The sequence below is a fragment of the Paraburkholderia sp. CI3 genome (assembly GCF_050436505.1).
GTDB lineage: Bacteria > Pseudomonadota > Gammaproteobacteria > Burkholderiales > Burkholderiaceae > Paraburkholderia > Paraburkholderia tuberum.
Genome location: NZ_JBNDMI010000004.1, coordinates 1,598,663 through 1,622,531, shown reverse-complemented (window position 1 = coordinate 1,622,531; position 23,869 = coordinate 1,598,663). Strand labels below are relative to the sequence as shown.

22 protein-coding genes, 1 tRNA gene and 3 pseudogenes are annotated in these 23,869 nt (G+C 61.5%); 16 read left to right on the top strand and 10 right to left on the bottom strand.

All coding sequences use genetic code 11. The features are described 5' to 3' along the window. Positions 1-8: 8 nt before the first annotated feature. The 7 genes from OKW29_RS28775 to OKW29_RS28745 form a co-directional block, all read right to left on the bottom strand. Complete coding sequence (locus OKW29_RS28775; protein ID WP_184022067.1) at positions 9-1,208, bottom strand: MFS transporter; 1,200 nt, start codon at positions 1,206-1,208, stop codon at positions 9-11. 141 nt (positions 1,209-1,349) lie between these two features. Then, positions 1,350-2,174, bottom strand: a complete 825-nt coding sequence (locus OKW29_RS28770; RefSeq protein WP_429293483.1) for a phosphodiesterase — start codon at positions 2,172-2,174, stop codon at positions 1,350-1,352. 57 nt (positions 2,175-2,231) lie between these two features. Beyond that, the gene (locus OKW29_RS28765; protein ID WP_429293482.1) at positions 2,232-3,278 is read right to left on the bottom strand and encodes an ABC transporter ATP-binding protein; all 1,047 of its coding nucleotides are present in this window, start codon (positions 3,276-3,278) and stop codon (positions 2,232-2,234) included. Beyond that, complete coding sequence (locus tag OKW29_RS28760) at positions 3,275-4,189, bottom strand: ABC transporter permease (RefSeq protein ID WP_184063806.1); 915 nt, start codon at positions 4,187-4,189, stop codon at positions 3,275-3,277. The genes OKW29_RS28765 and OKW29_RS28760 overlap by 4 nt, the downstream gene beginning before the upstream one ends. A 50-nt stretch (positions 4,190-4,239) precedes the next feature. After that, complete coding sequence (locus OKW29_RS28755; RefSeq protein WP_187626599.1) at positions 4,240-5,064, bottom strand: ABC transporter permease; 825 nt, start codon at positions 5,062-5,064, stop codon at positions 4,240-4,242. Further along, positions 5,061-6,143 (bottom strand): ABC transporter substrate-binding protein, encoded by a 1,083-nt coding sequence (locus OKW29_RS28750; protein WP_429293481.1) that lies wholly within the window; start codon positions 6,141-6,143, stop codon positions 5,061-5,063. The genes OKW29_RS28755 and OKW29_RS28750 overlap by 4 nt, the downstream gene beginning before the upstream one ends. Positions 6,144-6,227: 84 nt before the next feature. Beyond that, a complete protein-coding gene (locus OKW29_RS28745) occupies positions 6,228-7,322 on the bottom strand; it encodes a LacI family DNA-binding transcriptional regulator (protein ID WP_429293480.1) in 1,095 nt (364 codons plus the stop codon). A 144-nt stretch (positions 7,323-7,466) separates the two neighbouring features. On the opposite strand from OKW29_RS28745, the gene OKW29_RS28740 reads away from it, so the two are divergent. From OKW29_RS28740 to OKW29_RS28695, 10 genes and pseudogenes are all read left to right on the top strand, one after another. Continuing rightward, positions 7,467-7,551 (top strand) — tRNA-Leu (locus tag OKW29_RS28740). A 183-nt stretch (positions 7,552-7,734) separates the two neighbouring features. Further along, a pseudogene (locus OKW29_RS28735) lies at positions 7,735-8,952 on the top strand (tyrosine-type recombinase/integrase). A gap of 180 nt (positions 8,953-9,132) precedes the next feature. Next, positions 9,133-10,227 (top strand): IS630 family transposase, encoded by a 1,095-nt coding sequence (locus OKW29_RS28730; protein ID WP_026226240.1) that lies wholly within the window; start codon positions 9,133-9,135, stop codon positions 10,225-10,227. Then, entirely contained in the window at positions 10,224-10,466 is a 243-nt protein-coding gene (locus OKW29_RS28725) for a DUF6429 family protein (protein ID WP_187620085.1), read from the top strand. The genes OKW29_RS28730 and OKW29_RS28725 overlap by 4 nt, the downstream gene beginning before the upstream one ends. A gap of 85 nt (positions 10,467-10,551) precedes the next feature. Continuing rightward, positions 10,552-11,410, top strand: a pseudogene (pqqE, locus tag OKW29_RS28720) (pyrroloquinoline quinone biosynthesis protein PqqE); the annotation flags it as partial. Positions 11,411-11,440: 30 nt separating this feature from the next. Next, positions 11,441-11,608 (top strand): hypothetical protein, encoded by a 168-nt coding sequence (locus OKW29_RS28715; RefSeq protein WP_429293479.1) that lies wholly within the window; start codon positions 11,441-11,443, stop codon positions 11,606-11,608. A 141-nt stretch (positions 11,609-11,749) separates the two neighbouring features. After that, on the top strand, positions 11,750-12,385 hold the full coding sequence (locus OKW29_RS28710; RefSeq protein ID WP_429293478.1) for a hypothetical protein: 636 nt from the start codon (positions 11,750-11,752) through the stop codon (positions 12,383-12,385). 80 nt (positions 12,386-12,465) lie between these two features. Continuing rightward, positions 12,466-13,284 carry a hypothetical protein gene (locus OKW29_RS28705; RefSeq protein ID WP_429293477.1) on the top strand — a complete coding sequence of 273 codons (819 nt, stop codon included), beginning with the start codon at positions 12,466-12,468 and terminating at the stop codon, positions 13,282-13,284. Positions 13,285-13,464: 180 nt separating this feature from the next. Then, positions 13,465-14,112 carry a hypothetical protein gene (locus OKW29_RS28700; protein WP_429293476.1) on the top strand — a complete coding sequence of 216 codons (648 nt, stop codon included), beginning with the start codon at positions 13,465-13,467 and terminating at the stop codon, positions 14,110-14,112. Positions 14,113-14,367: 255 nt separating this feature from the next. Beyond that, on the top strand, positions 14,368-15,468 hold the full coding sequence (locus tag OKW29_RS28695) for a hypothetical protein (RefSeq protein ID WP_429293475.1): 1,101 nt from the start codon (positions 14,368-14,370) through the stop codon (positions 15,466-15,468). 209 nt (positions 15,469-15,677) lie between these two features. Here OKW29_RS28695 and OKW29_RS28690 read toward each other — a convergent pair. Then, positions 15,678-15,782: pseudogene (locus tag OKW29_RS28690) on the bottom strand (DNA-binding response regulator); the annotation flags it as partial. A gap of 91 nt (positions 15,783-15,873) precedes the next feature. Between OKW29_RS28690 and OKW29_RS28685 the strand changes: the two are divergent. Continuing rightward, positions 15,874-16,458, top strand: a complete 585-nt coding sequence (locus OKW29_RS28685; RefSeq protein WP_429293474.1) for a hypothetical protein — start codon at positions 15,874-15,876, stop codon at positions 16,456-16,458. A gap of 129 nt (positions 16,459-16,587) precedes the next feature. After that, positions 16,588-16,914 (top strand): HdeA/HdeB family chaperone, encoded by a 327-nt coding sequence (locus OKW29_RS28680; protein ID WP_429292647.1) that lies wholly within the window; start codon positions 16,588-16,590, stop codon positions 16,912-16,914. Positions 16,915-17,297: 383 nt separating this feature from the next. On the opposite strand, the gene OKW29_RS28675 is transcribed toward OKW29_RS28680, so the two are convergent. Continuing rightward, complete coding sequence (locus OKW29_RS28675; RefSeq protein ID WP_429293473.1) at positions 17,298-18,242, bottom strand: AEC family transporter; 945 nt, start codon at positions 18,240-18,242, stop codon at positions 17,298-17,300. Further along, positions 18,239-18,493 (bottom strand): hypothetical protein, encoded by a 255-nt coding sequence (locus tag OKW29_RS28670; protein ID WP_429293472.1) that lies wholly within the window; start codon positions 18,491-18,493, stop codon positions 18,239-18,241. Before OKW29_RS28670 ends, OKW29_RS28675 begins: the two co-directional genes overlap by 4 nt. 1,079 nt (positions 18,494-19,572) lie before the next feature. Between OKW29_RS28670 and poxB the strand changes: the two genes are divergently transcribed. The 4 genes from poxB (at position 19,573) to OKW29_RS28650 (ending at position 23,672) form a co-directional block, all read left to right on the top strand. Beyond that, positions 19,573-21,297 (top strand): ubiquinone-dependent pyruvate dehydrogenase, encoded by a 1,725-nt coding sequence (gene poxB / locus OKW29_RS28665; RefSeq protein ID WP_429293471.1) that lies wholly within the window; start codon positions 19,573-19,575, stop codon positions 21,295-21,297. A gap of 96 nt (positions 21,298-21,393) precedes the next feature. Further along, positions 21,394-21,585, top strand: a complete 192-nt coding sequence (locus OKW29_RS28660; RefSeq protein WP_429293470.1) for a hypothetical protein — start codon at positions 21,394-21,396, stop codon at positions 21,583-21,585. Positions 21,586-22,247: 662 nt separating this feature from the next. Then, complete coding sequence (locus tag OKW29_RS28655; RefSeq protein ID WP_429293469.1) at positions 22,248-23,237, top strand: LysR family transcriptional regulator; 990 nt, start codon at positions 22,248-22,250, stop codon at positions 23,235-23,237. A gap of 177 nt (positions 23,238-23,414) precedes the next feature. Continuing rightward, positions 23,415-23,672: a hypothetical protein gene (locus OKW29_RS28650; RefSeq protein WP_429293468.1), complete on the top strand. Its 258-nt coding sequence runs from the start codon at positions 23,415-23,417 to the stop codon at positions 23,670-23,672. Positions 23,673-23,869: the final 197 nt, after the last annotated feature.

Here is a 23,869-nt window from a genome sequence, read left to right as displayed (position 1 = left end):
GGCTGATATCAATGCCCAGCTCGCGCCGGCAACCGCAAATGATTCCACGCGCCGAGCCCGGCAAACGCGATCCCCGCGATAGTCACGCCGACCCACCCGAACACCGGCCACACGATCGCGCCGACACCCGAGCCCAGCGCCCCGCCGATGAAATACGCGACCATGTACACGGTATTCACGCGGCTGCGCGCATCGGGCTTCAAGGCGTAGATGCGCGACTGATTCGAAATCTGCGCGGCCTGCACGCCGATGTCGAGAATGATCACGCCGACCACGAGGCCCGCGATGCTCTTCGCCGACGCACCGAAGATCACGAACGCGATCACGACCAGCACGAGCGACACGGTGATGATCGCGCGCGGTCCACGCCGGTCGGCGAACTTGCCGGCGAGCGGCGCGGCCAGCGCGCCGGCCGCGCCGACGATACCGAACAGCCCTGCCGCCTGCGGCCCGAGATGAAACGGCGCGCCCGCGAGCAGCAGCGCGAGCACCGACCAGAAAATGCTGAACGCGCCGAACAACGCCGCACCGGTCAGCGACGCCTCGCGCAGCGCGCGATGCTCGGTGACCAGGTGCCACATCGACACGAGCAGCTTGCCGTACGGCAACGTCGAGGTCGGCTGACTCTTCGGCAAACGCAAAATGATGACGACCGCGAGTGCGAGCAGCGCGACGACGGATGCGCCAAACACCGCGCGCCAGCCGAAGTATTCGGCGACGATGCCCGCCGCGGTCCGGGCGAGCAGGATGCCGAGCAGCAGGCCGCTCATCACGGTGCCGACCGCGTGGCCGCGCTCGGACGGCGGCGCGAGTTCGGCCGCAAACGGCACCGCCTGTTGCGCGATCGTCGCGAGCACGCCGATCGCGAGACTCGTGACGATCAGCACCGCGAGCGTCGGTGCCGACGCCGCAATGACGAGCGCGACGCACATGCCGGCGATCTGCAGCAGGATCAGCAGACGCCGGTCGAAGCGATCGCCGAGCGGCGCGAGCAACAGCATGCCGGCGGCGTAGCCGAGCTGCGTGACGGCCGGCACCGCGCCGACCCATGACGCGCTGCCCGGAAACGACTGGCGGAAGTTATCGAGCAGCGGCTGGTTGAAATAGATGTTTGCGACCGAGACACCGGCGATCGTCGCGAGCAGCAGCAACACGCCGCGCAGCGACCGGGCGGAGGAAGCGGAAGTGGAAGCGTCGGAAGTGGACATGACAGGGGCGGATCGACGGACCGGCCCATGCGCGGTCCTCAAGCGTGCCGATCATACCGGAGCGGCGGGGTTCGTGCTGACGGCCGCGCGAGGCTCGCCCGCGCATCCGGTGTCAGGCGGTTGCGAAGTGTGTCCGGTGGTTCAGTCGATCAACGCGCCAGCGTCGTAGAACGGATACGGGCCGTCGGCCGCGTCGACATACGCATGATGCGTGACGATGCCCGTCGCCGGATCGTAGTAATGGAGCGCATACGCGGGCGGCTCCATCACGAACGCCGACGGTCCGTCCTCGCGAAAATCGAGCGCCACCTGGTGCGCGGGCGCTGGAATCGCGCTCGCGATCGTGCCGCCGAAGCGCACGAACATCGACCGATGCACGTGCCCGCAGAGCACGCGCTCGACGTTGGGATGCTGTGCGATCAACGCCGCGAGCTTGTGCGACGCCGCCCGGTCGAGCCGGATCTCGTCCATATGCCCGATGCCGCACGCGAACGGCGGGTGATGCAGCGCGACCACGACCGGCTTGCAGCGCGCCGCATCGAGCTGCCGCTCGAGCCACGCGAGCCGCGTGTCGCACAGCATGCCGGCGCTCGAACCGGGCACCAGCGAATCGAGCGCGATCACGCGCAGCGGGCCGACGTCGAGCGCGTACTGCACGAACTCGCCGCCGCTCAGCAATTCCTCGCGCTCGGGAAACGCCGCGCGCAGCGCGTCGCGTTCGTCGTGATTGCCGACCATCAGGAAGTAGGGGATCGCGAGCGGCGCGAGCAGTGTTTTCAGGCGCGCGTACTGCTGGGGGTCGCCCTGATCGACGAGGTCGCCGGTGATCAGCACCGCGTCGGGGCGCGGTGTGAGCGCGTTGAGCGCGTCGACGCAGCGCGCGAGGTAGGGGGCGGTATCGACGCGGCGATACGCGAGTGCGCCGGGTTGCTTGATATGCAGGTCGCTAATTTGAGCCAGCAGCATGACAGAGGTCCTTCGGGTTGCTTCGTGTCGGGCGCCAGGATGCGGCGCTGTTTTTACCTACGATAGCGCAATCAGTGCGTCCGGTTCGATCGAGATGCCGACTGGCGTGCCGCGCGCAAGCTCGATGCGGCCCGCGACGTCGACGAAGAGCGGCTCGGGCGCGGCACCGCCAATCGTCAGACGCGTGCGTTCGCCGAGGAACGCGGTGCTTTCGATCTGGCCGCGCAGCTGCGCGAGCGCGGGGTCGGTGAGCCGGGCATCCTCGGGGCGAAAGAAGATTTCGTGCGCACCGCGTGCGTTCGACGCATGCGCGGGCAACGGCACGGCGCCGCCGCTCGTCGCGAGCATGCCGTCGCGCGGCTCGCCCGCGACACGGTTGATCGTGCCGACGAACTGCGCGACCGTGCGATTGGCCGGACGATAGTAGATGTCGCGCGGCGAACCGATCTGCTCGATGCGTCCCGCGCTCATCACGACGATGCGATCGCCGAGCTCCATCGCTTCGGCCTGATCGTGCGTCACGTAGACGGTCGTGATGCCGAGTTCGCGCAACAGCGCGTTCATCTCGCTGCGCAATGCGTCGCGCAGACGCGCGTCGAGCGCGGTCAGCGGTTCGTCGAGCAGCAGCACGCGCGGCTGCACCGCGAGTGCGCGGGCGAGCGCCACCCGTTGACGCTGGCCGCCCGACAGTTGATCGATCGGTTTGTCGGCGTGCGCGATGAGCCGCATCATGCCGAGCAGTTCGTCGACGCGTTGTCGCGCGACTGCGGCCGGCACGCGCTTGATCTTCGGACCGTAGCCGATGTTGCCGCGCACGGTCAGGTTCGGAAACAGCGCGTAGCTCTGGAACACCATGCCGACCGCGCGTTTTTCGATCGGCAGCGTAGTCACGTCGTCGTCGCCGAATGCGATGCGTCCGCCCGCGTCAGGTGTTTCGAGGCCCGCGATCAGGCGCAGCGTCGTCGTCTTGCCGCAGCCCGACGGTCCGAGCAGCACGAGGGTTTCGCCCGCGCCGATGGTCAGGTCGATCGGTTCGAGCACGCGCGTGCCGCGAAACGTTTTGGCGCACTGCGTGAGCGTGATGGGAACCGAGGTCAGTTTCATGGCGTGTCGATGGGCTTCGCGGAAGAGGCGGCGCCGCGCTTCTTCGACGCGCTGCGCTGGCCGGTCGCATCGACGCCGAGCCATTGCATCGCGACGAGCAGCGGCATCGTCATGATGAAGAACAGGATCGTGTACGCGCTGCCGATCTCGATGCGCATCGACGCGTAGGTGTCGGCGAGGCCGACCGGCAGCGTCTTCGTGTCGGGCGTGTGCAGCATCCACGTGAGGTTGAATTCGCCGATCGACAGCGTGAGCACCGCGAGCGCGCCCGCGACGATGCCTGGCCGCGCGTTCGGCAGCACGATCGTGACGAAGCGCGTGAAGAAGCTCGCGCCGAGGCTCGCCGCGCCTTCTTCGAGCGTGCGCAGATCGCTGCTCGCGCAGACCGCCGCGACCGCGCGCACCATGAACGGCAGCGTGAACACCACATGCCCGACGACGATGAACGCCGCGCTCATCCGAAACGCCGTGAAGCCGCCGTAGATCACCAGCAGCGCGAGTGCCGATGCGAGGCCGGGCAGCGCGATCGGCAGCACCAGAAACTCTTCGACGATGCGTGCGAAGCGCGTCTTGCTGCGCGCGAGCACATAGCCTGCGGGCACGCCGGTCAGCAGCGTGACGACGAGTGTCGCCGCGGCCACTTCGAGCGATAGCCACACCGAGTCGTGATACTGGGTCCACACTTCGACGAGCCAACGCAGCGTGAGTCCGCTCGACACGCCCTTGAAGTAGTTGACCGTCAGCCCGGCGACGATCGACATGACGACCGGCACGATCAGGAATGCGCACAGCAGTAGTGTGACGAACCATTGACCCGCGGCGAGCCATGTTCGCGTGGAAGGCCACGCGCGTCGCGCGCGCGGTCCCGCTGCCGGTTGCGAAGACGGCGAAGGGGCGGTGATTGAGTTCATAGGTAGGTAGTCGTTGCGTTCGCGAACGCGTGGCTGCGGCGACGCGCCGTTCACGCGCTCGCCGCCACGCCCGAACCGCTCGCGCTGCGCGCGATCGCCAGCACTGCCCACGTGACGATGCCCAGCACGATCGACAGGCCCGCGGCCGTCACCATGTTCGCGTTCAGCGTGAACGCGGTATAGATGGTCATCGGCAGCACGTCGATGTCGGTGGCGAGCGTGAACGCCGTGCCGAACGCGCCCATCGCGGTCGCGAAGCACACGGCGCCCGCCGCGATCAGTCCGGGCGACAGCGCCGGCAACACGATGTCGCGCATGATGCGCCACGGCGATGCGCCGAGCGAGCGCGCGGCCTCTTCGAGCGATGCATCGAGCTTGGTCGCCGAAGCCATCACGGTGACGATCACGCGCGGAATCGAGAAGTACAGATAGCCCAGAAACAGGCCGCTCATCGAATACGCGAACACCCAGCGATCGCCCGCGAGTTTCAGCGACAGCGCGCCGATCAACCCTTGACGTCCCGCGAGCATGATGACCATGAAGCCCACGACGACACCCGGAAACGCGAGCGGAAACGTCAGCAGCGCGAGCAGCGTGCGCTTGCCGGCGAACTCTCGACGCGCGAGCAGCAGCCCCGCGATCACCGACAGCACCAGCGTGGCCGCCGTGACCGCCGCCGCCAGCACGACGGTCGCGCCAAGGCTCGACATGTAACGCGCATTCGTCAGCATTGCGCGATACGTCGCGAACGCATGGCCGCCGCCGGAGAGCTGCGCGAGCGCGACCATTGGCAGCAGCCAGAACGCGATGAAGACCGCGAGCGCGGGCGCGAGCAACGCGATGCGCCAGCGCAGCGGGAACGTGACTTCGTTCAATGCATCACCTGTAGATAGCGCTCGCCGAAGCTCGACTGCTTGTCGGCCATCTTCGCGAAGTCGACCGGCTTCGCTCGCGCGTATTCGCTCGCTGGCAGGAACTGCGCAGCCGTCTCGGCGCTCATCGCGCTCGCGCGCACCGGCCGCAGATACGCCTGCGCCCACAGCTTCTGGCCTTCGTCGGACAGTACGAAATCGAGCACCTTCTTGCCGTTCGCTTCGTGCGGCGCGCCTTTCACGAGGCTCATCACGTACGGCACCGAGATCGTGCCTTCCTGCGGAATCACGAACTCGACGTTCGCGTGATCCTTATACTTCGCGCGGTACGCGTCGAAGTCGTAGTCGAGCAGGATCGGAATTTCGCCGGACAGCACGCGCGCGTACGCGGTTTGCTTCGGCACGATCGGCGCGTTCGCCTTGAGCTTTCTGAACCAGTCGAGACCCGGCTCGAAGTTGTCGAGCGTGCCGCCGAGCGCCTGGTTCACCGCGACCGCGCCCGCATAGCCGACGAACGCGCTCGACGGATCGAGATAACCGATCATGCCTTTGTATTCGGGCTTCAGCAGATCGGCCCACGAGCGCGGCACCGGCTTGCCTTCGAGCGCGTCCTTGTTGACGAAGAAGCCGAGCGTGCCCGAGTGGATCGTGAACCAGTAGCCTTGCGGGTCTTTCAGGGCGGCGGGAATGTCGTCCCAGTGCGCGGGCTTGTACGGCTGGATCACGCCCTTGTCCTTGGCCTGGAACGCCGACGATACGCCGAGATACACGACGTCGGCGACCGGACTTTTCTGCTCGGCCATCAGCTGCGCGATCGATTGTCCTGAGTTCTTGTTGTCGAACGGCACGCGAATGCCGGTCTTTTGCTGGATCGCCTTGATCTGGCTCGCCCAGTCGGCCCATTCGGGCGGGCAGTTGTAGCAGATCGCGGTTTCGTCGGCGCGCGCGGCTTGCGGCGCGAGCGCGACGAGCGCCGCGCCGGCGACGAGCAGGCTCGCCGGCAGTGCAGTCGCGGCGGCGTGCGAGAGTTTTTGCCACAGCGGTATGAGCGAGGATGCGAAGCGTGAGGTTGAGCGGGGCACTGCGGGTCTCCCTGTGTCGGATGGGTTGCGAGGGTTGGGGATGACAGCTAGGGCGCGCGTATGCGCGTGCCTTCATTGGGCTTCTTATGCGAGCGGCTTTTCGATGGCGGCCGCAGCGTTCGGGACGTGGGTCGGCGACGCTTCGTCGAGATTCGCGTGCGAGCCGGGCGCCGCGATCGTCGCGCCTTCGCGCAAGCTATGCGGCAGCGTCAACGCGCGGGAGGTTGTGCAGAACGCGCGCTCGTCGCGCACGCCGCCGATGCGTGCGAGCAAGCGCTGCCACGCCGCACAGCCGATTTCGCGATTCGGCGCGCAGATGCTCGCGAGCGCCGGCGACAGCAGTTCGCCCATTGCGAGGCCGTCGAAGCCGAGAATCGACATGTCCTGCGGAATCCTCAGACGCGCGCGGCGCAGGCCGCGCATCACGACCATCGCGAGCAGATCGTTGCTGCAGAAGAGGGCGGTCGGACGGTTTGCGCCGTGCGTCAGGTGCGCGAGCACGGACGGCGCGAGTTCGTCGGCGTTGAAATCGACTTCGAGCGCGGGCGCGGCCGTGAGGCCGGCCTGCTGCATCGCCTGCGTGTAGCCGAGATGACGCTGACGCGCGCGATCCGAGGCCGCGAACGAGCCGGCCAGCATCAGAATGCGGCGATGGCCGTGCGCGATGAGCCGGCGCACGCCGTCGTAGGCGGCGAGGCGATTGTCGACCGACACCGATGGGCGGCGCACCGTGTCGTTGTGCATCAGCACGTATAGCAGGCCGTCGCGGTCGAGTTCGTCGAGCAGCGGATGGGTGTCGGCATCGGCGACGGTCAGGATCAGTCCTTCGACGCGATGCTCGCGCAGCGTTTCGATTGCGTGACGTTCACGGTCCACGTCGTACTGCGTGGTCATCAGCATCAGCCGATAGCCTTGCGCTGACGCGAGATCGTCGATGCCTTGCAGGCATTCGGCGAACACCGGGTTCGCGAGCGTCGGCAGAACGACACCGACGAGGCGCGTGCGCTCGCCGCGCAATTGCCGGCCGAGCGGGCTCGGGCGGAAGTTCAGCGCGTCGATCGACTGACGTACCTTGTCGAGCGTGACGGGGTTCACGGTGTGCGGCGCGTTGATCGCGCGCGATACCGTGGCGATGGAAAAGCCCGCGTGGGCGGCGACATCCTTGATCGTCGGCGTCATCGGTTTTCGGCCCGCTGTAATCGTTTTCGTGAGCGGATTATCGGCAACGTTTGTGACTTTGGGATGAATGCGGGTGTCGGGCGCTTTTTTGGGGCTGCTGCGAGGCGATGGTAGAATTCGCGACCACGCGCGATTGCCACCTCTGCCGGGGTGATGAAATTGGTAAACATAGCGGACTTAAAATCCGCCGCCTTCGGGCTTGCCGGTTCAAGTCCGGTCCCCGGCACCAAGAAGTATTCCACCTGATTCCTGTAAATTCCTTGAACCCTTGATGCAGCAATGCTTCGAGGGTTTTTTGTTTTCCAGAAAATTCGCGGAGTTCCATTGACATCCGGGGGCATGTGGGGACATCTTAGGGGGAATGTTGGTGAGTAGCCGACGTCCTTGCGAAAAATGCCCCCAGGAGGTCTTCATGCCCCTGACTGACATTGCTGTGCGTAGCGCAGCCCCTCGCGAGAGGGCCTATCGACTGACTGACGGTGGCGGGATGTATCTGGAGATTGCGCCGTCGGGAGGGAAATACTGGCGCCTCAAATACCGATTCGGTGGTAGAGAACGACGTTTAGCGCTAGGTGTGTACCCTGACGTATCGCTCGCGGCAGCGCGCAGGAAGCGAAGTGCGGCGCGTGAACAACTGGCGGCCGGGATCGACCCGAGCGACTTAAAAAGGCTGATAAGCGCGCCGCAAGGCTCAACGCCAACAATTCATTTGAGGGTGTAGCCCGCGACTGGCTGGAGGAGCGCAAGTCGGTTGTGCAGATCGGTCAGCACGAAAAGACACTCGCCCGTCTGCAAAATGACGTATTCCCCTGGCTGGGCAAGCGTCCTATCACCGAGGTCGACGCGCCCGAGATTCTGGTGGTGCTCAAGCGGATCGATAGTAGGGGTGCGCGATATTCAGCGCACCGGGTACGCAGTGAAATCAGCCACGTTTTCCGATATGCGATCAAGGAAGGCAAGGCAAAAAAGCGATCCGGCAAAAGACCTGATCGGGGCGATTCCGCCTCCAATAGAAAAGCACTTTGCTGCGCTGACCGAACCCGCGAAGGTGGCGGAAATGCTCAGGGCCTTCGATGGCTTCTCGGGGACGTTTCCCGTGCTCTGCGCGCTCAAGCTTGCGCCGATGCTGTTCGTGCGGCCTGGCGAGCTTCGCCGGGCCGAGTGGGTGCAATTCGACCTGGATAAGGGGGAGTGGCGCTATCTAGTGACAAAGACGCGGACTCAACATTTGGTGCCACTTGCAACCCAAGCTGTGGCTCTCCTGCGAGAGTTGCAGGCACTGACCGGTAAAGGGCGTTTTGTTTTTCCCGGCGCTCGTTCGACGTTGCGTCCGATGAGCGAAGCGGCGATAAATGCCGCACTCAGACGACTGGGTTACGACACCCGAACGGAAATTACCGGCCACGGTTTTCGCGCGATGGCCCGTACCATCCTGCACGAGGAACTGGAGCAGAAACCAGAGGTGATCGAGCACCAACTCGCACATGCCGTACCGGACAATCTTGGCTCGGCGTATAACCGGACTAAGTTCATCAGGGAGCGCCGAGTGATGATGCAGTTGTGGGCGGACTATCTAGACAAGCTGAAGGCGGGCGCAAAGATAATTCGTATTGGTGGCGTGGCAGGCTGACTCCGAATCGGTGTAAGTTCGAGCGACAGTATGGGGTGCAGGTGGTCGGAGGTTCAAATCCTCTCGCCCCGACCAATAGATATAAGCAACTGGTTGCTAGTGTCGTGAGTTAAAAATTCATTGAAATATGTTCGCTGCGTACTAAAGTGTCTTGTGTAGCACTGGTATGAGGACGTGGCGATGAGCGGAAGACCTAAGGCGGAGCTTGTGCTGAGCGAATCGGAGCACGAACAGCTTAAGGCGTTGACGATGCGACGCAAGACAGCGCAGGCGTTGGCTTTGCGAGCGCGCATCGTGCTGGCCTGTGCCGATGGCATGGACAACCGGATGGTCGCAAAGGCACAGCGTGTAAGTCAGCAGACTGTTTGCAAGTGGCGCGCGCGCTTCGTTGCAGACCGTCTGGATGGATTGCTCGACGCGCCGCGCCCGGGCGCGCCCCGAACGATCGATGATTCGCGCGTCGACGCAGTGATCGCGAAGACGCTCGAGTCTGTCCCTGCGGTGGCCACGCACTGGAGCACGCGTACGATGGCGCGCGAGATGAACCTCTCGCAAACGGCAGTGACCCGGATCTGGCGAGCTTTCGGGTTGCAGCCGCACCGGCAGGAGACCTTCAAACTTTCCAGCGATCCGCTGTTTGTCGACAAGGTTCGCGATATCGTCGGGCTTTACCTCGATCCGCCGCTCAAGGCCATGGTGTTGTGCGTGGACGAGAAGAGCCAGATCCAGGCGCTGGACCGCACGCAGCCCATCCTGCCGTTGGCACCGGGCATTCCCGAGCGGCGCACCCATGATTACATGCGTCACGGCACGACCACGCTGTTCGCGGCATTGGACATCGCCACCGGTGAAGTGATCGGGGAGTTGCACCGACGCCATCGCAGCAGCGAATTTCTGCAGTTCCTGCGCACGATCGAAGCCAACGTTCCACAGTCGCTGGATGTGCATCTGGTGATGGATAATTACGGCACGCATAAGACGCCCTCGATCAAGGCGTGGTTCGCTCGCCATCCTCGCTTCCATGTTCATTTCACGCCGACCTCGGCGTCGTGGCTCAATCAGGTTGAACGATGGTTCGCCACGCTCACAGAGAAGTACCTTCGACGCGGCACGCATCGTTCGACCCGCCAACTCGAAGACGCCATCCGCCATTACCTTGAAGGCTACAACGCAAATCCCCATCCCTTCGCCTGGAGCAAGTCGGCCGATGAGATCCTGACCAGCCTTGAACGGTTTTGCGTGCGGGTCCAGAAGGTCGAAGGACGCGCGCGATGAACATCAATACCGACGCGATCGACGAAGTCGCCCTCGCACTTCTTTACCTGACCCTGCACGATCACAACCGGGCATGGAAGGGCTTCGACTGGGATGTGCTGAATCGGCTCTACGAACGAGGCCTCATTGGCGACCCGGTTAATAAAACGAAGTCTGTCATCTTCACCGAAGAAGGATTACGTGAGTCCGAGCGGCTCTTTAAGCAGCACTTCGTCATCGCTGACAGTACAGGACATTAATGCAACGAACTTCCAACTCACGACACTAGTTTCGTGACTGTGCGGCTCGCAGGACGCCGGCGACATTCACGAAACTAGCAACCAGTTGTATACGAACCTGATCACCTCGTATCGGCTTGACCGCGGCGCGCATCGAGCGGCTCAAACTCGCGGGACTCGACCATATCCAGCTGTCGTTGCAGGACTCGACGCACGAGCTCAACGACTTCGTGACGAGCACGCGCACGTTCGAGCTTAAGCGCGCGGTCGCGCGGCTGATCAAGTCGCACGATTATCCGATGGTGCTCAACTGCGTTCTGCATCGGTTCAACCTGCCGCATGTCGGGCAGATCATCGAGATGGCGCTCGATCTCGGCGCCGACTACCTCGAACTCGCCAACACGCAGTACTACGGCTGGGCCATGCTCAACCGCGACCAGTTGATGCCGACCGCGGAGCAGGTTGCCGAAGCGGAGGACACGGTGAACCGCTATCGCAAGCTGGTTGGCGAGCGCTGCCGGATCCTGTTCGTCGTCCCCGACTATTTCGAGCAGCGTCCGAAGGCGTGCATGAACGGCTGGGGCTCGGTGTTTCTCGGTGTCGCGCCGGATGGAACCGCGCTGCCGTGTCATGCGGCGCGCTCGCTGCCGGGGCTTGCGTTGCCCAACCTGCGTGACATGTCGCTCCGGCAGATCTGGTATGAAAGCGACGCGTTCAACGCGTTTCGCGGCGAAGGCTGGATGCGCGAGCCATGTCGCGACTGTGACGAACGGCATGGCGATCACGGCGGTTGCCGCTGCCAGGCCTGGATGTTGACCGGCGACCCGGCCGCGGCCGATCCGGTCTGCGCCAAGTCGGCGCATCACGGACAAGTCGTGCAAGCGGTGCAGGTGGCGCGCCATCCCAAACCCGTGGCCGAGCGGCCGTTGATCTTTCGCAGCAACGAGAATTCGCTGGCGCGTTGAGGGGAGGGGCTGACGCGCCAGCTGGAGGGCATGGGGTACGACTCAAGCGATCGGATCGTGATCGACGAGATGCAGGCCTGCTTGCTGCACACGCCTGCATCGTATATGCCGCTTGTCGATACGCCGGGCGCGGGAAGGATCAACGTGGCGAAGGTTAAGCGCGGCCTGGAGGAGAGTGTCGCGAAGGAGCAGCGATAGGAACGGGAAAAATGCGTCTCTGGCGGCTTGGGAGTCGACGAGACCCAAACGTCTGATCTTGTTGATTGGGCGGTGCAGTTTACCTATCCTTTTATCCGGGCTTAAGTGCGGCCCGTGTGCTACTCAGCGGAAGGGGCGGACATGTCTACACCCAACAAACTTGGGCTAACCATCACCATTCCAAAGACAGTCTTCAGTTATCCCTGCAACTACAGTTTTGATCACTTTGTGCCGCTTACGGTGATGAAGGATAAATGCGGAATGGATGTGAAGATGGTTTGGGAATCTGCCGATGGCAATCTTTTGCATCTCGCGGGGGTGTATAGCAACGAGCTCATATCCGCGCCGATAAAGGCCACAGGCTGTTTCGCCAATCGAGGTTTTCATGTTTCCAGCAAGGTGGATACATACCTGGGACAAAGCAACGATGAGCACGGCTTTCCTGCCGAGATCGCACTAACCGGCCCGGGTGAAATGGTTCTATACCAGGTCTTCGTCTATGGCACGAAACCGTGGACGGTTGCGCCATGCTCAGGATTTCAGATTACCCATTCCGTGACAGATATCGGTGACGGAAAATTCAAGGTGACCACCACCAAGGAAGGCAAGGCGGTGCGCTTTCGTCACAGTATCGATGCTAGCGAAGGGGTCGTCGTGGAGGAGCCCGTTGAATATTCGTCGGAGGCGGGGCGAGGGCGTGCAATCGTGGTTCAGATCGTCCAGAGTGGCGGGATCAACCCGGCGATTCTGGTCAAGGCCGATCTCTGCATACGATGACGGTGCCTCTGCAATTCAGGTACCCAGTTCAGGCACACATTCCGCAACAGCAACGGCCGCTCTGATCAGCCGATCGAGATATGGACTTTTCCCCCGGCGACATCATTATCGAGTACGACGACAGTACCGACGAAGCGAAGCATGCGCTGATCTGGGTGGCTGACGCCAAGGGAAAAACCGTCATCCACAGCAAGGACGTCGGGAACCTGCAGGGAGTCGTGCAGCAGTCCGTCGGCGCGCTAGCGGTCACCGACGACGACATCAAGTACTTCGTCTATCGTTACGGGAACTCCGCCGTGGCCGAGGCGGCAGCGTGGTTCGCCGCAAGATGGGCCACGCGCAGCGACGATCCCATGGTGGTTGGGATGGTGAAATATGCCGAAACGAAACAACAGGTCGTGAAGGCGACCGTTCCCTTCGGACGGCGCGGAGATGAATGCCAGACCAATGAAGCCTGGACTGCCGACTCTTTGGTCCGCGCGGTGCGAGCCTGGCACCGCGGGATCACGGGCGTGAAGCTTTCCAGTCGCAAGGGAATCAGTTGCTCGCAGTTCGTCACGTACTGTTTTCAGGCAGCCAGCCTGCACGCCGCGCTGCACAACATGTCCCTGCAATCACAGAAGGCGAAGGACTTTCTGTTGGGCCCGCAAAATTTCGTGGCCTTGAAAAAGGGAAACCGCTACAGCCTCATCTACGAAGCCCTGAAACCCGTGGTTCAGGATCTGAATGGCTGCATCCCGCCCGGCATGCTGGTCGATGCGAAGACGACGGACGCCGAAAATCTGCAGAATTGCCTCGAACGTGAGAACAGCAAGTTCAAATGCGTGGGTGTAGTGGCGACGGATAACCGGACCAGACCCACTAAAGCCTGGATCGAGGAGGAAGAGAAGTCGGATTGACGCAGCGAGCGGCCCCGCGGCGATGCCGGCCTGACAGGGGCTGCTTCAGCATGTCTTGGAGGCGTGGCATGAGTGACGGGAGCAGGCCGTGGCATCTGCGGGAGCGCCAGTGGCCCGGGCTACGTGAGATTACCGGCCGGTCAGATACCGAAGACAGCAGGGGGAATTCAGGAGAATGTCATGCCGGTTACCAGGACCGTGATGTCGATTCACGATGATCAGACGGGAGAGGGTACAGCGCTCGCATTTCCCACGATGTCGACCTGTTCTGCGATTATCTGCGTACTCGTCGACCGGCTCGTGGGCGTCCACAAAACCCAGGGCTGGCGCGGCAGCACAAACACATTGTTCGCGCGCGCCGTCGCGTTGATCGGTGGTGACAGGGTCTACGAGCTCTATATCGCCGGCTGGAACGTGGGAAGTAAGGAATATCACAACATCAGTCAGATTCAGAATGCGCTGGGATGCGCCGATGTGGCGACCTATGTGCTCGACTACCACAACGCTGACGTCATCATCAAAAACAAACACAGCGGGGATCTGGTCAACCAGCAGGCTTTCCAGGCGCGAAAGGGGAAAGTCTTCACCCCCAGCCCAACCTCCGATCTGTGCACTTTTGCGTTTCATACCGGCAAGCGCAATCCCACCATCGGGATCAAGCGGTCGTCGAAGGTGAACATTACCGCCAGTGACAATGACGCCGTTCGCGAAAACCTCAAGCGAGAGGGGAGGGACGGGATGATGATCGCCGTGACAGAAGATATCCAGACGCCGAGCGATCATCTTCACATCCTGGACAAGCACCTGGATTTCGTTCACGTGGTTTGAATCACCGTGGCGTCCAGGCACGCAAAATTACACGAGGATCCGCGAGGGTGGCGATATGCGTCCCGGATTACTCATCCTCTGCCCGAGCGATCTGGACGCGAAAACCAGGTCGAGATGGGAAGTTGATATCAACGATCTTGTGGTTTTTGGGTTCAAGAGGAGTCGGGCTGTTACGCCACTCGCGTCAAAGATGCATGAGAGCGGACGGATCGGTGCGAGACCATTGCTGCGGCACACGACACTTTGGGAATAGCCATGAAAGACGTGACTGTCAGGATCAACGACACGCTTGGATTCATTCAAACCTCGGCAATCGGGACCTTCGCCGAGAAGGCCTGCGCGCACGCTCTGGCCAGTTCCTATATTCAGAACCACTATCCCCCGGCCAACGCGCACCAGGCCGGCTACGTGAATTTCTCAAACGGGATGTCGATGAAGAATCTGCACAACGCGGGTAACGAGGCCCAGCGCGAAATGCGACGCGTCATTTATCTCCTGTGGCATGCCATTGGAAACAATGCGCTCGCAAATCGGGCCACGACGCTCGGTGCCGGATTGTTGGCAGCTGAGTATCGCCGCCTGTTGCAGAAAGCCAGGATAGTAGAGGATGCACATCATGCGCGCGACCACGGCAGCAGAAATCTGCTGACGACCGTTATCCCGGCCGCGCCACTGCAGTTTCTCACAGACAACAAGATTATGGTTCGCGGTTCGACGGGCTATGCGCCAGATGCGCTAGACCGCAATCTCGTGAACTTTTACTTCACCTACGACGCGGCCCAGGATCGCTACATGTTCGTGCCTGTCGCGGGGGTTCCGGTTCCTGCAGGCGCGTACGGCTTTTCAGCAGCAAGCGTGCGCGCCGTGCACTGGACCGCCGTCCCCGGTAGAGGAATCGTGGTAATTCCGGGGCCACCGCCGGGCGCTGCCAGCTTTGGCGCCATCGACGGTATACGTCTCGATGGCTCCGACGTGATGGTCACCACACAGTTCACCGGCTGCAGTTTTTGCATGAAGGACGTGGGAGGGGTGATCTATGGCGCTCATATTTCGCCCAGCATTCCGGGGCATCCGAACCCGCACGTCGGCACTACCATGGCCCAGCAGCTCTGCGGAATGAATGCTAACGTTGGCGCCGGCGATTTCGCGAATCATGCAGGCGCCGCCCCTTTCATGGTCTATGGCGCAGGGCACAGCAACATCGCCGGCTTTCCAAATGGCTACCCGGAGCCGGGCGTTGGCGCAAATCCACTCCAATACATGTGCATGATTGGCGTGCGAGTGGGCGGGCTTTGGCAGATCTTCTCCCAGCAAGTGTTCGTGGGCGGCGCATTCACCGCCTTTCAGGTTCTGTAGTGCAACGGTATCCGCTCGATCAGCCCGGCGCGCCTGCCTGCCTGCCTGCCTGCCTCTGCTGCTGCTCGAATTCTTACTCTTGTCGCGCTCGACGCCTCCGAAGATTGCGTGCCTCCGGGCGTCGATATCTGTCCAGGCGACGCGAACTGCACCAGGCCCGGTCAGTTCCTTACACAATCGAAGAGCCGACGACCGGTTGGGATGCCGAAAGATATAAAAAGCACCGGCATATGTAATGCCTCGCGCGCCATCGCCTGCTGGAAGGCCAGCCCGCTCTCGCCTTTCAGCCTGACATCGAGGATGAGACAGCTAGGACCGCAGGAGAGAACGGCGCGCGCTGCCCTTCGCCGCGTCCCAAAGTCCAGAAGCAATGCTAACCCGATCGCTTTCGCAAGGAGTTTCGACATGCTGGCAAACGCAAACGTGATGGATCCGTGGGCGCAGACCATCTGTCTGCTGGGGACGCCTTCGCGCCTGTTGGCCGCTGTGGAAGGGGCCGAGCAGCGCTGTCAGAAGGCGCACGGCGCCGACGGATGCTTTACCGCCGCGGTGACGCTGATCGACCGGCCGACGCCGTCGACGGCCACGATTGCGTGGCGCGATGCGACGCGCGGCTGTTTCGGCGACCAGGTCTGGCGCATGGCGCGCGCGCATGCCGGGCTTCTGCGCGATGAGCGGGCAAGCGATCAATCCCGGCGACGCCGTCTACAAGCCGATCTCACGCCCAACGCCCATCAATGCGGAAGCGATGATTCTGGCCTGCGTACTGCACGACGTGGCGACTCTCTGAACCGCGCACATCGTTTTGTGCCGCAGCGAACGATGCCCGCGGCAATGTGGGCCGCGCGGCGTGCACAGCGTGTCCGCGGTTTGCGTACGATGGATTCGGCAGTAGATGAGTTGGTTGGGGGGAAATTCCTTGACCCCGTCAGGGTCAAGCTATACCAAAGTCCAATTGTCTTTACTCCCGACAGCGCCGATCCTGCTTGAAGGAAATTCCGCACGCTGCACGCAGACCTTGCGGAATCGCCGAATCGGTCAGTTCCCTCGTTCTTTCCGAGGGTCATCAATAGCGGGTGGCTTTCTTTGCCGTCCCCCGCATGAGTCTGGGAGTGTTACATGAAGCGCTTTGTGACTGCCACCTGTCTTCTGGGAGCCGTCATCGTGATGCCGGCATGGGCGCAAGCCCCGACAAAAATGAATCCGCTGAAAATGAAATGCGAGGACTTCGTGGCGGTGGATGAAGCTTACCGACCCGCTGTCGTCTACTACGTGGCGGGAGTGGACAAGCTCGGCGTAACGGAAACTGACACGATGGTGGAGGATACTGCGACACCAATCGGCGCGCTTGTTGCCGAGTGCCAGAAGTCGCCGAAGGCGTCGTTTCGTACGAAGGTCCGGCAGATGTACAAGAGCGGTCAACTCGCGCTTTTCGACCATCACTGAGCGGGCCGGTCGGGTCCATGTCAGTGCACGTGAGAGGACGAGGCGACCAGGCGGCCGCGCGGACTGCGGATGCCCGCGGTTGCGTGGATGAGGTCGGCGAGCGAACGGCCGCTTGCTGGTGCAAAATGCTCACCCGAGAGTCTGCCTGGCGATACAGGCGACCGGCGCTTCCTGGCCGGTCCCTGCCTGAGGGCAATTGGCGGCACGCGACCCGCAACTGCACTTGAAAATTACCCGACGCGGTCGTTCGCAGAGTGAGTTATGGCAGACCGGTTCGTAGTCGCCGATCCGCAACAGCGTTCCTTCTACGTTCTTTTGTATTTGCCACCTGGGGCTCCCAACTTACCACCGCACTGAGGGCACGGTTGGTTGAGCGTCAAGGATTAGTGCAGGAATGCGATGATTGCTGCCTGCGTAACGATGCCGAGAATGGTGCTGATGAGGATGGTCGCAGTAGCGTTGGCAGCGTACGTCTTGCTTTTCAGGGCAAACATAGCTGCGGCGGTTGCCGTCGGAACTGCACCTGTGATGATTGCCTGATGCGCGGGAGCTCCGCCGAGTCCTGACGTCAATGCCGCGACACCCATGACCACCGGTTGAGCGAAGTTTTTCAGAAGCAGATTAACTGAGACGTTCGCATTGATGCGGAACGGTTCTCCGTACAGCATGAGCCCCAAGGCGAACAGTGATGTTCCTCCCGCCGATTTCGCAACCATCGAGACAGACGCCATCACCGGGTGCGGCAGATGGACATGCAGAAAAGACAGGATTGCGCCGGACACAGGAAGCCAAACCATCGGATTGGTGACCGCCGCTCCAATGCTGTGCAGGAGAATCGATGCTATGCCTCGAGACCCGTTTGCTGCGCTGCTGGTGTCGGCCACCTGGATAAGCACAATCGTCAGCGGCAACATGAGCAGGCTCGTTACAAGGTTGCCCAGTAATACCGGGATGAAGCCCTCGGGACCAAAGACGGCCAGTAGTATCGGCGCGCCGAAGTACGCCATGTCGGGGAAGGCGCAAACAAGCGCCTGAATGGAAGCCGTTTTGAGGTCGTGCCTGAATGCAAACTTGCCGACCATGAGTGCCAGCAGGAATATACTCATCAAGCCAACTGCGAGTGTCACCACCAACGGAATGTTTCCCAGCTTAGAAGGCGTTGTTTCGACGGCACCTTCAAACAGCGCTAGCGGCAGTGCAAAGCGAATGACAAACACAGCGAGGACTCGCGCGTTGTCGTGAGCGAGTAGTCGCAATCTGCCTGCGAGCCAGCCCAGGCATATGGCGACTGCGACGGGCAGCAATGCATCAAGTATGGTCGCTATCATGACTGGGTATCGGGCGAGCCGACATTGCCGTCGACGTTCGAGGCGGAGCGAAGGTCCTGATACACGGGCTGCCAAATCTTGGCCGCGATGAGTTTCTCGATTTTTGCATCGCCCGGCTTCTGTTCAGTGAGTCCGTCATCGCGCGCCTGTTTGGCCGCCTGATAAGCAACCTGCGTAGCCACTTCGCGTAACCGGGGCTGACCGGGCAGATTGACGTCCGTTCCGGTGCAAGTTGTGTCTTCTGTGCTCACGAATCGATCTCCGTTTGCTCTGCCAGACTCCGGGCGTAAGCCAAAGGGCGCAGCCTGGACGAACCCGACCTGATAAATCGATTGACAGCCTTCGCCCCGTTGCCTTTGGAGACCAGGTCCAGCGCAACGGTCTCCGACCGAAGGACCGACGAAACCGTTGACCAAAGAAGACGGTGCCCTTGCAGGTGTGCTGCGCGAAGGCAGCGACCATGGAATCAAACTAACCTCCCAAGACAGAAAAGACCATTCTACGAACGGCAGGAATTGCTCCTGCTTAGGAATTGCTGTCTCATCCTTGCGTATGATTGTCTGACGGGCAACGGCTGACGTTACATCACCGCCAAGGGGCCAAGGCTCGAACACAAGATTCACGGATGCCTCGAGTTATCCAAATGTATGAGTGCGCTATGCCAACGGAGGATTGCAGCGACCGTTCGTAGAATGGCTTTCTTCGGGTCGTCCATTTATCTTGATTCCATGGACTTTGCGATTTCATTTGAGGGGCGCCATGTTAAACGTTCTGCATAACCGGATTCATATCGCTAGCAACGCGTACGACGCTACACGTTCGTCCCCTGGCTGAACAAGAACGAGTATCGCCGGACTGTTGACCTTAGCCACCTTCGGTATCCAGTGAGGGCCACGATGAGCACGAACGAAAGAGATTGCTCGAGCTGCGCCGAGATGATCCAACGTCGGCAGAACTGCGGAGATGGCCGCGAACATCATCGCCATCGGCGCCGCAGATCAACACGAGGGCTGCTGACATGAAGGCGCTCGAACAGTGGCGCTCCCGACCGCTGCAGGTCAGTGTCCTGGATCGCTGCGATGAATGCGGCGAGATGAAGGAAGACGTTCAGAAGCGTGTGAACTATTGGCCGAATATTACTGCCGTGTGTTGTGGGAAGTGCTTCACCGAAATGACCGTCAGCGATGACGACCGAGCCCGATAAATCAGTGTTTCCCAAGCATCCTGTTATTTACCGAAAGATATCGAAATCACCCACGCTTAAAATATTGGACTTCAACCTGCATTGCCCGATACCGCTCCAGGCGTCAACCGACAACAGGGAAACATCATGGCGAAAACTACCGTAGCGGACCAACTGGCAAAGACGTTGGAACAGGCCGGTGTGAAGCGTATCTGGGGCGTAACCGGTGACAGTCTCAATGGTCTGAGCGACGCCCTGCGCCGCATGAAGAGCATTCAGTGGCTTCACGTACGCCACGAGGAAGTCGCGGCGTTCGCCGCTGGCGCGGACGCCGCAGCCACCGGCGAACTCGCGGTGTGCGCGGGCAGTTGCGGGCCGGGCAACCTCCATCTGATCAACGGCCTGTTCGATGCGCACCGCAACCACGTACCGGTATTGGCCATCGCAGCGCATATTCCGTCATCGGAAATCGGTCTGAACTACTTCCAGGAAACGCATCCACAGGAACTGTTCAAGGAATGCAGCCATTTCGTCGAGCTGGTTACCAACCCCGCGCAGATGCCGCAGGTCCTGCACCGCGCAATGCGCGCGGCGATCCTCAAGCGCGGTGTGGCCGTGATCGTGATTCCTGGCGACGTCGCGTTGCAGGAGGCAGCGGTTCCAACCGCGCACTGGGCGCCGCCGATGCGTGCCCGGGTGCTGCCCGACGAAGCAGGACTCGAGCGCCTCGCAGAAGTGCTCGACCGCCACGAGGCGATCACGCTGTTGTGCGGCAGCGGCTGCGCGGACGCCCACGACCAGGTTGTCGCACTAGCCGATAAACTGGGGGCGCCCGTTGTACACGCGCTGCGCGGCAAGGAGCACGTGGAATGGGACAACCCGTTCGATGTCGGGATGACCGGGTTCATCGGCTTCAGTTCGGGCTATCAGGCGATGCTGAACTGCGATGTGCTGGTGATGCTCGGTACGGATTTTCCGTATCGGCACTTTTACCCGAGCCAGGCGAAGATCGTGCAGATCGACGTCAATCCGGACGCACTGGGCCGCCGCGCGCAACTCGATCTGGGTATCGTCGGCGGCGTTGCAGAGACGCTCGACGCGTTGCTGCCCAAACTGCAGCCGAAGACGAACCGGCGTTTCCTCGACGCAACGCTTAAGCACTACGCGAATGCGCGCCAGGACCTTGACGATCTCGCCCTGCCGTCGGCGCCGGGGCGGCCGACTCATCCGCAGTACCTGACCCGGCTCATCAGCGAATTGGCCACCCAGGACGCGATCTTTACTGCCGACGTGGGCACGCCCACTGTCTGGGCCGCACGCTATCTCGGCATGAATGGCAAGCGCCGCCTGATCGGCTCGTTCAACCACGGATCGATGGCCAATGCGATGCCGCAAGCGCTCGGCGCACAAGCCGCGTTTCCGGGGCGCCAGGTCATCTCATTGTCTGGTGACGGCGGCTTCTCAATGCTGATGGGCGATTTCATTTCGCTCGTTCAGCTCGGCCTGCCGGTAAAAGTCATTGTCTATGACAACGCGTCATTAGGCTTTGTCGCGATGGAAATGAAGGCGAGCGGCTATCTGGATACGGCTACCGACCTGAAGAACCCCGACTTCGCCGCGATGGCCAATGCGATGGGCGTGCTCGGTCTGCGTGTCGAGCAGTCCGAGGATGTCGAGCCGGCGCTGCGCAAGGCATTTGCGCACAATGGTCCGGTGCTCGTCGACGTTGTGACCGCCAAACAGGAACTGGTGATGCCGCCGGCGGTCAAGCTCGAACAGGCCAAAGGCTTTAGCCTCTACATGCTCAAGGCCATCATCAACGGCCGCGGCGACGAAGTGATCGAGCTCGCCAAGACCAACCTGCGGCGTTGAGAGGGTTTCACCATGCTGCGGTGGATTGCTAACTGGACTTCGCCTCACGCCCCTACTCCAGAGAAGCAGGCTGAACGTGCGCTGAACGATCTGCGCATGGAGTTGTTTCAGGCTGAGAAGCAGGTGCTGGATGCGCAACTGCGTGCTGACTACTATCGGGCTCGCCTGACGTTTCTTGAAGAAGTTGTAAAGAAGGGCATCGAGCAGGTATCCGACCAGCGCAAAGGTCAGCAAGAGCCGCCGCAAGCTTTGCGGCCCGGGTTAAAGCTCACAGCAGCGGCCCAGTAGCTGCTCGATCAGCGATCGCTCAAGCTGTATTCCCTTGCAGGACGTGAAACAGCGCCCGAAGGCGCCGCGTTGCAGGTGCTACTGTCGTCGCCGATCGGCAGCACGCCACCCTGAGCTGCCATCTGGCGCACTGATAAGCGGACATTCCGGTGGTCATAACGTGCGCCATAGCCGGAAATGTGTCGGTGAATTGGCTGCGCTCCGCGACAAGGTCGTTGCGCTCCGCGTCGACGCGAGCCCGCTGTTCCGCAACGCTCGCTATGCGACGAAACGACCGCGCCGACTTCTGCGAGCCCTTCTCCAGTCACGAACGCCTGTTGCAAGGCAATGACGTAGTGTTTGACAGTCATGTTTGATCCTCGGTTGATAAACGCGCCGCATGGTCGGAAAGGCACGGTGGCATTGATATCCTCTCTCTGCCATGACTGGATCTGTTCGACGCGACAGGCTACCGAGCCGGCGAAATGCCGCTGGCTGGCGACAGTCTGCGCAGCAAGATCGACACCTATACCAACGTATCGCCGGCTGACCACATGGATTAAGCGACGATCCCAATGTAGGGATGGTTCAATCGTTCGCCTCGGTCTATCGTTCTTCCAAGCGGGAAAGTCTCATTGCGCTGAAGAGCGACCCGAATCAGACAGCACGAGGTGAACGGTTCCATGGACAAGTTCATGAGCATGCGCATCTTCTCCCGAGTAGTCGAGGCGGGAAGCTTCAGCGTCGTTGCGGAGCATATGAGTTGCAGCAAGGGGAACGTATCGCGTGCTGTCCTGTCACTCGAAGACCAGCTGCAGGCGCGGCTCCTGCAACGCACGACACGTCGGGTATCGCTGACGGAACCCGGCAAGCGCTACTACCAGAAGTGCAAGAGGATCCTGGCCGACCTCGACGATGCCGAAGCCGAAGCACGCGACGCCCACACCCGCGCGCGCGGAAAACTCCGCGTTCACTGCGTAACCGATCTCGGCCTCGGACAGTTGACGCACTCGATCATCGACTATCGCAGGCGTTTTCCTGCCGTTTCAGTGCATCTCAAGTTCCTGCCGCGTATGGCGAACCTGATCGCAGACGAGGTGGACGTCTCCATCGTGTCCGCGCCGACGCTGCCCGACTCGCGCAACGTATGCAAGCTGATCTGGCAATGCGAACGTGTGCTAGTGGCCGCGCCCGCTTTTCTTCAGACGCATCGGATCGAAAGAGCGAGCGACCTCGAAGATCATGCGCTGACGCCGATCCCCTTCAACGCCAAACCCGACGACCATCCCATCGGGTTGAGCCTCGTCAGGTCCGCGGAACCTGAAGCGGGCAGCCAGTTCGTCATCAACGACACCGAGGCGACCCGTCTCGCGGCGCTGGCAGGCGCAGGCATCGCGGCATTGCCGGTCCATTGCGTGATTGACGACATCCGGAATGGAAAGCTCATTCAGTTATTCCCTGAGTGTCGTCTTCAACGCACGAGAGTGTTCGTCGTCTATTCATGTAGACATCATATCGACGCGAAGATCAAAACCTTCGTCGACTTTATGACGTCGCACCTGAGGGAAACGCTCGATAGCAGTTTCGGGAGCGTGCCCGCCAGCGAAGCGCTCAATCGCGTTGCGCGGATTTGTTTGGCTTCGGGCCTTTCTGATGTACGCAATACAACCTGAACCGTCAGACATTTATCGTCGTTGGTCAATTAAAAACGCGCTGTGTGACTTTCTTTCGCGCGTGATGGAGAACGCAAGATGCACACGATCAGACTACCTCGCATTCGGGCAAGCTATGTCGTTGCCGCGTGTATTGTGGCAATAGCCGCAATGTGTGCGTCTCGAACGCCCGGTCTGATGCAGGCCATTCTCGTCGTCGGTGCGAATGCGCAATTGCCGCTCGAATGCCTGGCCGCAGAGAGTCCAGAGAACGCCGAGCCCTCGCCTGCTGTTCCCGTCGCCGACCGTTCCGAATGGAAGGCGCATGTCCCGACGCAAGGCCGCCCCGCCACGCAAATGCTAGAAGAATACAACTCTCCCGTGCGCATTCGACGCGAGCGCCGTGGCATGACTGGCTACGAGCGAAGCGTGACCAGTTTCAAGTACTGGACGTAAACTCACCGCGCACTTCATTCACCCGTTCTCATCGATACACAAGCGGTCGCGATCGGGCTGAATTTCTGAGGTGGAGACTCGCCCCGATGACGATCACGCACGAGCCAGCCATGTCGATGAGCATCCCGTCCAAGCCGCTTACGAGGTTGCGCCGCCGCTTCAGCGGCCATGAAATCGCGCTGATGCTGCTGTTGCTG

Coding starts and splice junctions, on each gene's coding strand:
- OKW29_RS28775 (WP_184022067.1), bottom strand. CDS start 1,208: ATGTCCACTTCCGACGCTTCCACTTCCGCTTCCTCCGCCCGGTCGCTG.
- OKW29_RS28770 (WP_429293483.1), bottom strand. CDS start 2,174: ATGCTGCTGGCTCAAATTAGCGACCTGCATATCAAGCAACCCGGCGCA.
- OKW29_RS28765 (WP_429293482.1), bottom strand. CDS start 3,278: ATGAAACTGACCTCGGTTCCCATCACGCTCACGCAGTGCGCCAAAACG.
- OKW29_RS28760 (WP_184063806.1), bottom strand. CDS start 4,189: ATGAACTCAATCACCGCCCCTTCGCCGTCTTCGCAACCGGCAGCGGGA.
- OKW29_RS28745 (WP_429293480.1), bottom strand. CDS start 7,322: ATGACGCCGACGATCAAGGATGTCGCCGCCCACGCGGGCTTTTCCATC.
- OKW29_RS28730 (WP_026226240.1), top strand. CDS start 9,133: ATGAGCGGAAGACCTAAGGCGGAGCTTGTGCTGAGCGAATCGGAGCAC.
- OKW29_RS28725 (WP_187620085.1), top strand. CDS start 10,224: ATGAACATCAATACCGACGCGATCGACGAAGTCGCCCTCGCACTTCTT.
- OKW29_RS28715 (WP_429293479.1), top strand. CDS start 11,441: ATGGGGTACGACTCAAGCGATCGGATCGTGATCGACGAGATGCAGGCC.
- OKW29_RS28710 (WP_429293478.1), top strand. CDS start 11,750: ATGTCTACACCCAACAAACTTGGGCTAACCATCACCATTCCAAAGACA.
- OKW29_RS28705 (WP_429293477.1), top strand. CDS start 12,466: ATGGACTTTTCCCCCGGCGACATCATTATCGAGTACGACGACAGTACC.
- OKW29_RS28700 (WP_429293476.1), top strand. CDS start 13,465: ATGCCGGTTACCAGGACCGTGATGTCGATTCACGATGATCAGACGGGA.
- OKW29_RS28695 (WP_429293475.1), top strand. CDS start 14,368: ATGAAAGACGTGACTGTCAGGATCAACGACACGCTTGGATTCATTCAA.
- OKW29_RS28685 (WP_429293474.1), top strand. CDS start 15,874: ATGCTGGCAAACGCAAACGTGATGGATCCGTGGGCGCAGACCATCTGT.
- OKW29_RS28680 (WP_429292647.1), top strand. CDS start 16,588: ATGAAGCGCTTTGTGACTGCCACCTGTCTTCTGGGAGCCGTCATCGTG.
- OKW29_RS28675 (WP_429293473.1), bottom strand. CDS start 18,242: ATGATAGCGACCATACTTGATGCATTGCTGCCCGTCGCAGTCGCCATA.
- poxB (WP_429293471.1), top strand. CDS start 19,573: ATGGCGAAAACTACCGTAGCGGACCAACTGGCAAAGACGTTGGAACAG.
- OKW29_RS28660 (WP_429293470.1), top strand. CDS start 21,394: ATGGAGTTGTTTCAGGCTGAGAAGCAGGTGCTGGATGCGCAACTGCGT.
- OKW29_RS28655 (WP_429293469.1), top strand. CDS start 22,248: ATGGACAAGTTCATGAGCATGCGCATCTTCTCCCGAGTAGTCGAGGCG.
- OKW29_RS28650 (WP_429293468.1), top strand. CDS start 23,415: ATGCAGGCCATTCTCGTCGTCGGTGCGAATGCGCAATTGCCGCTCGAA.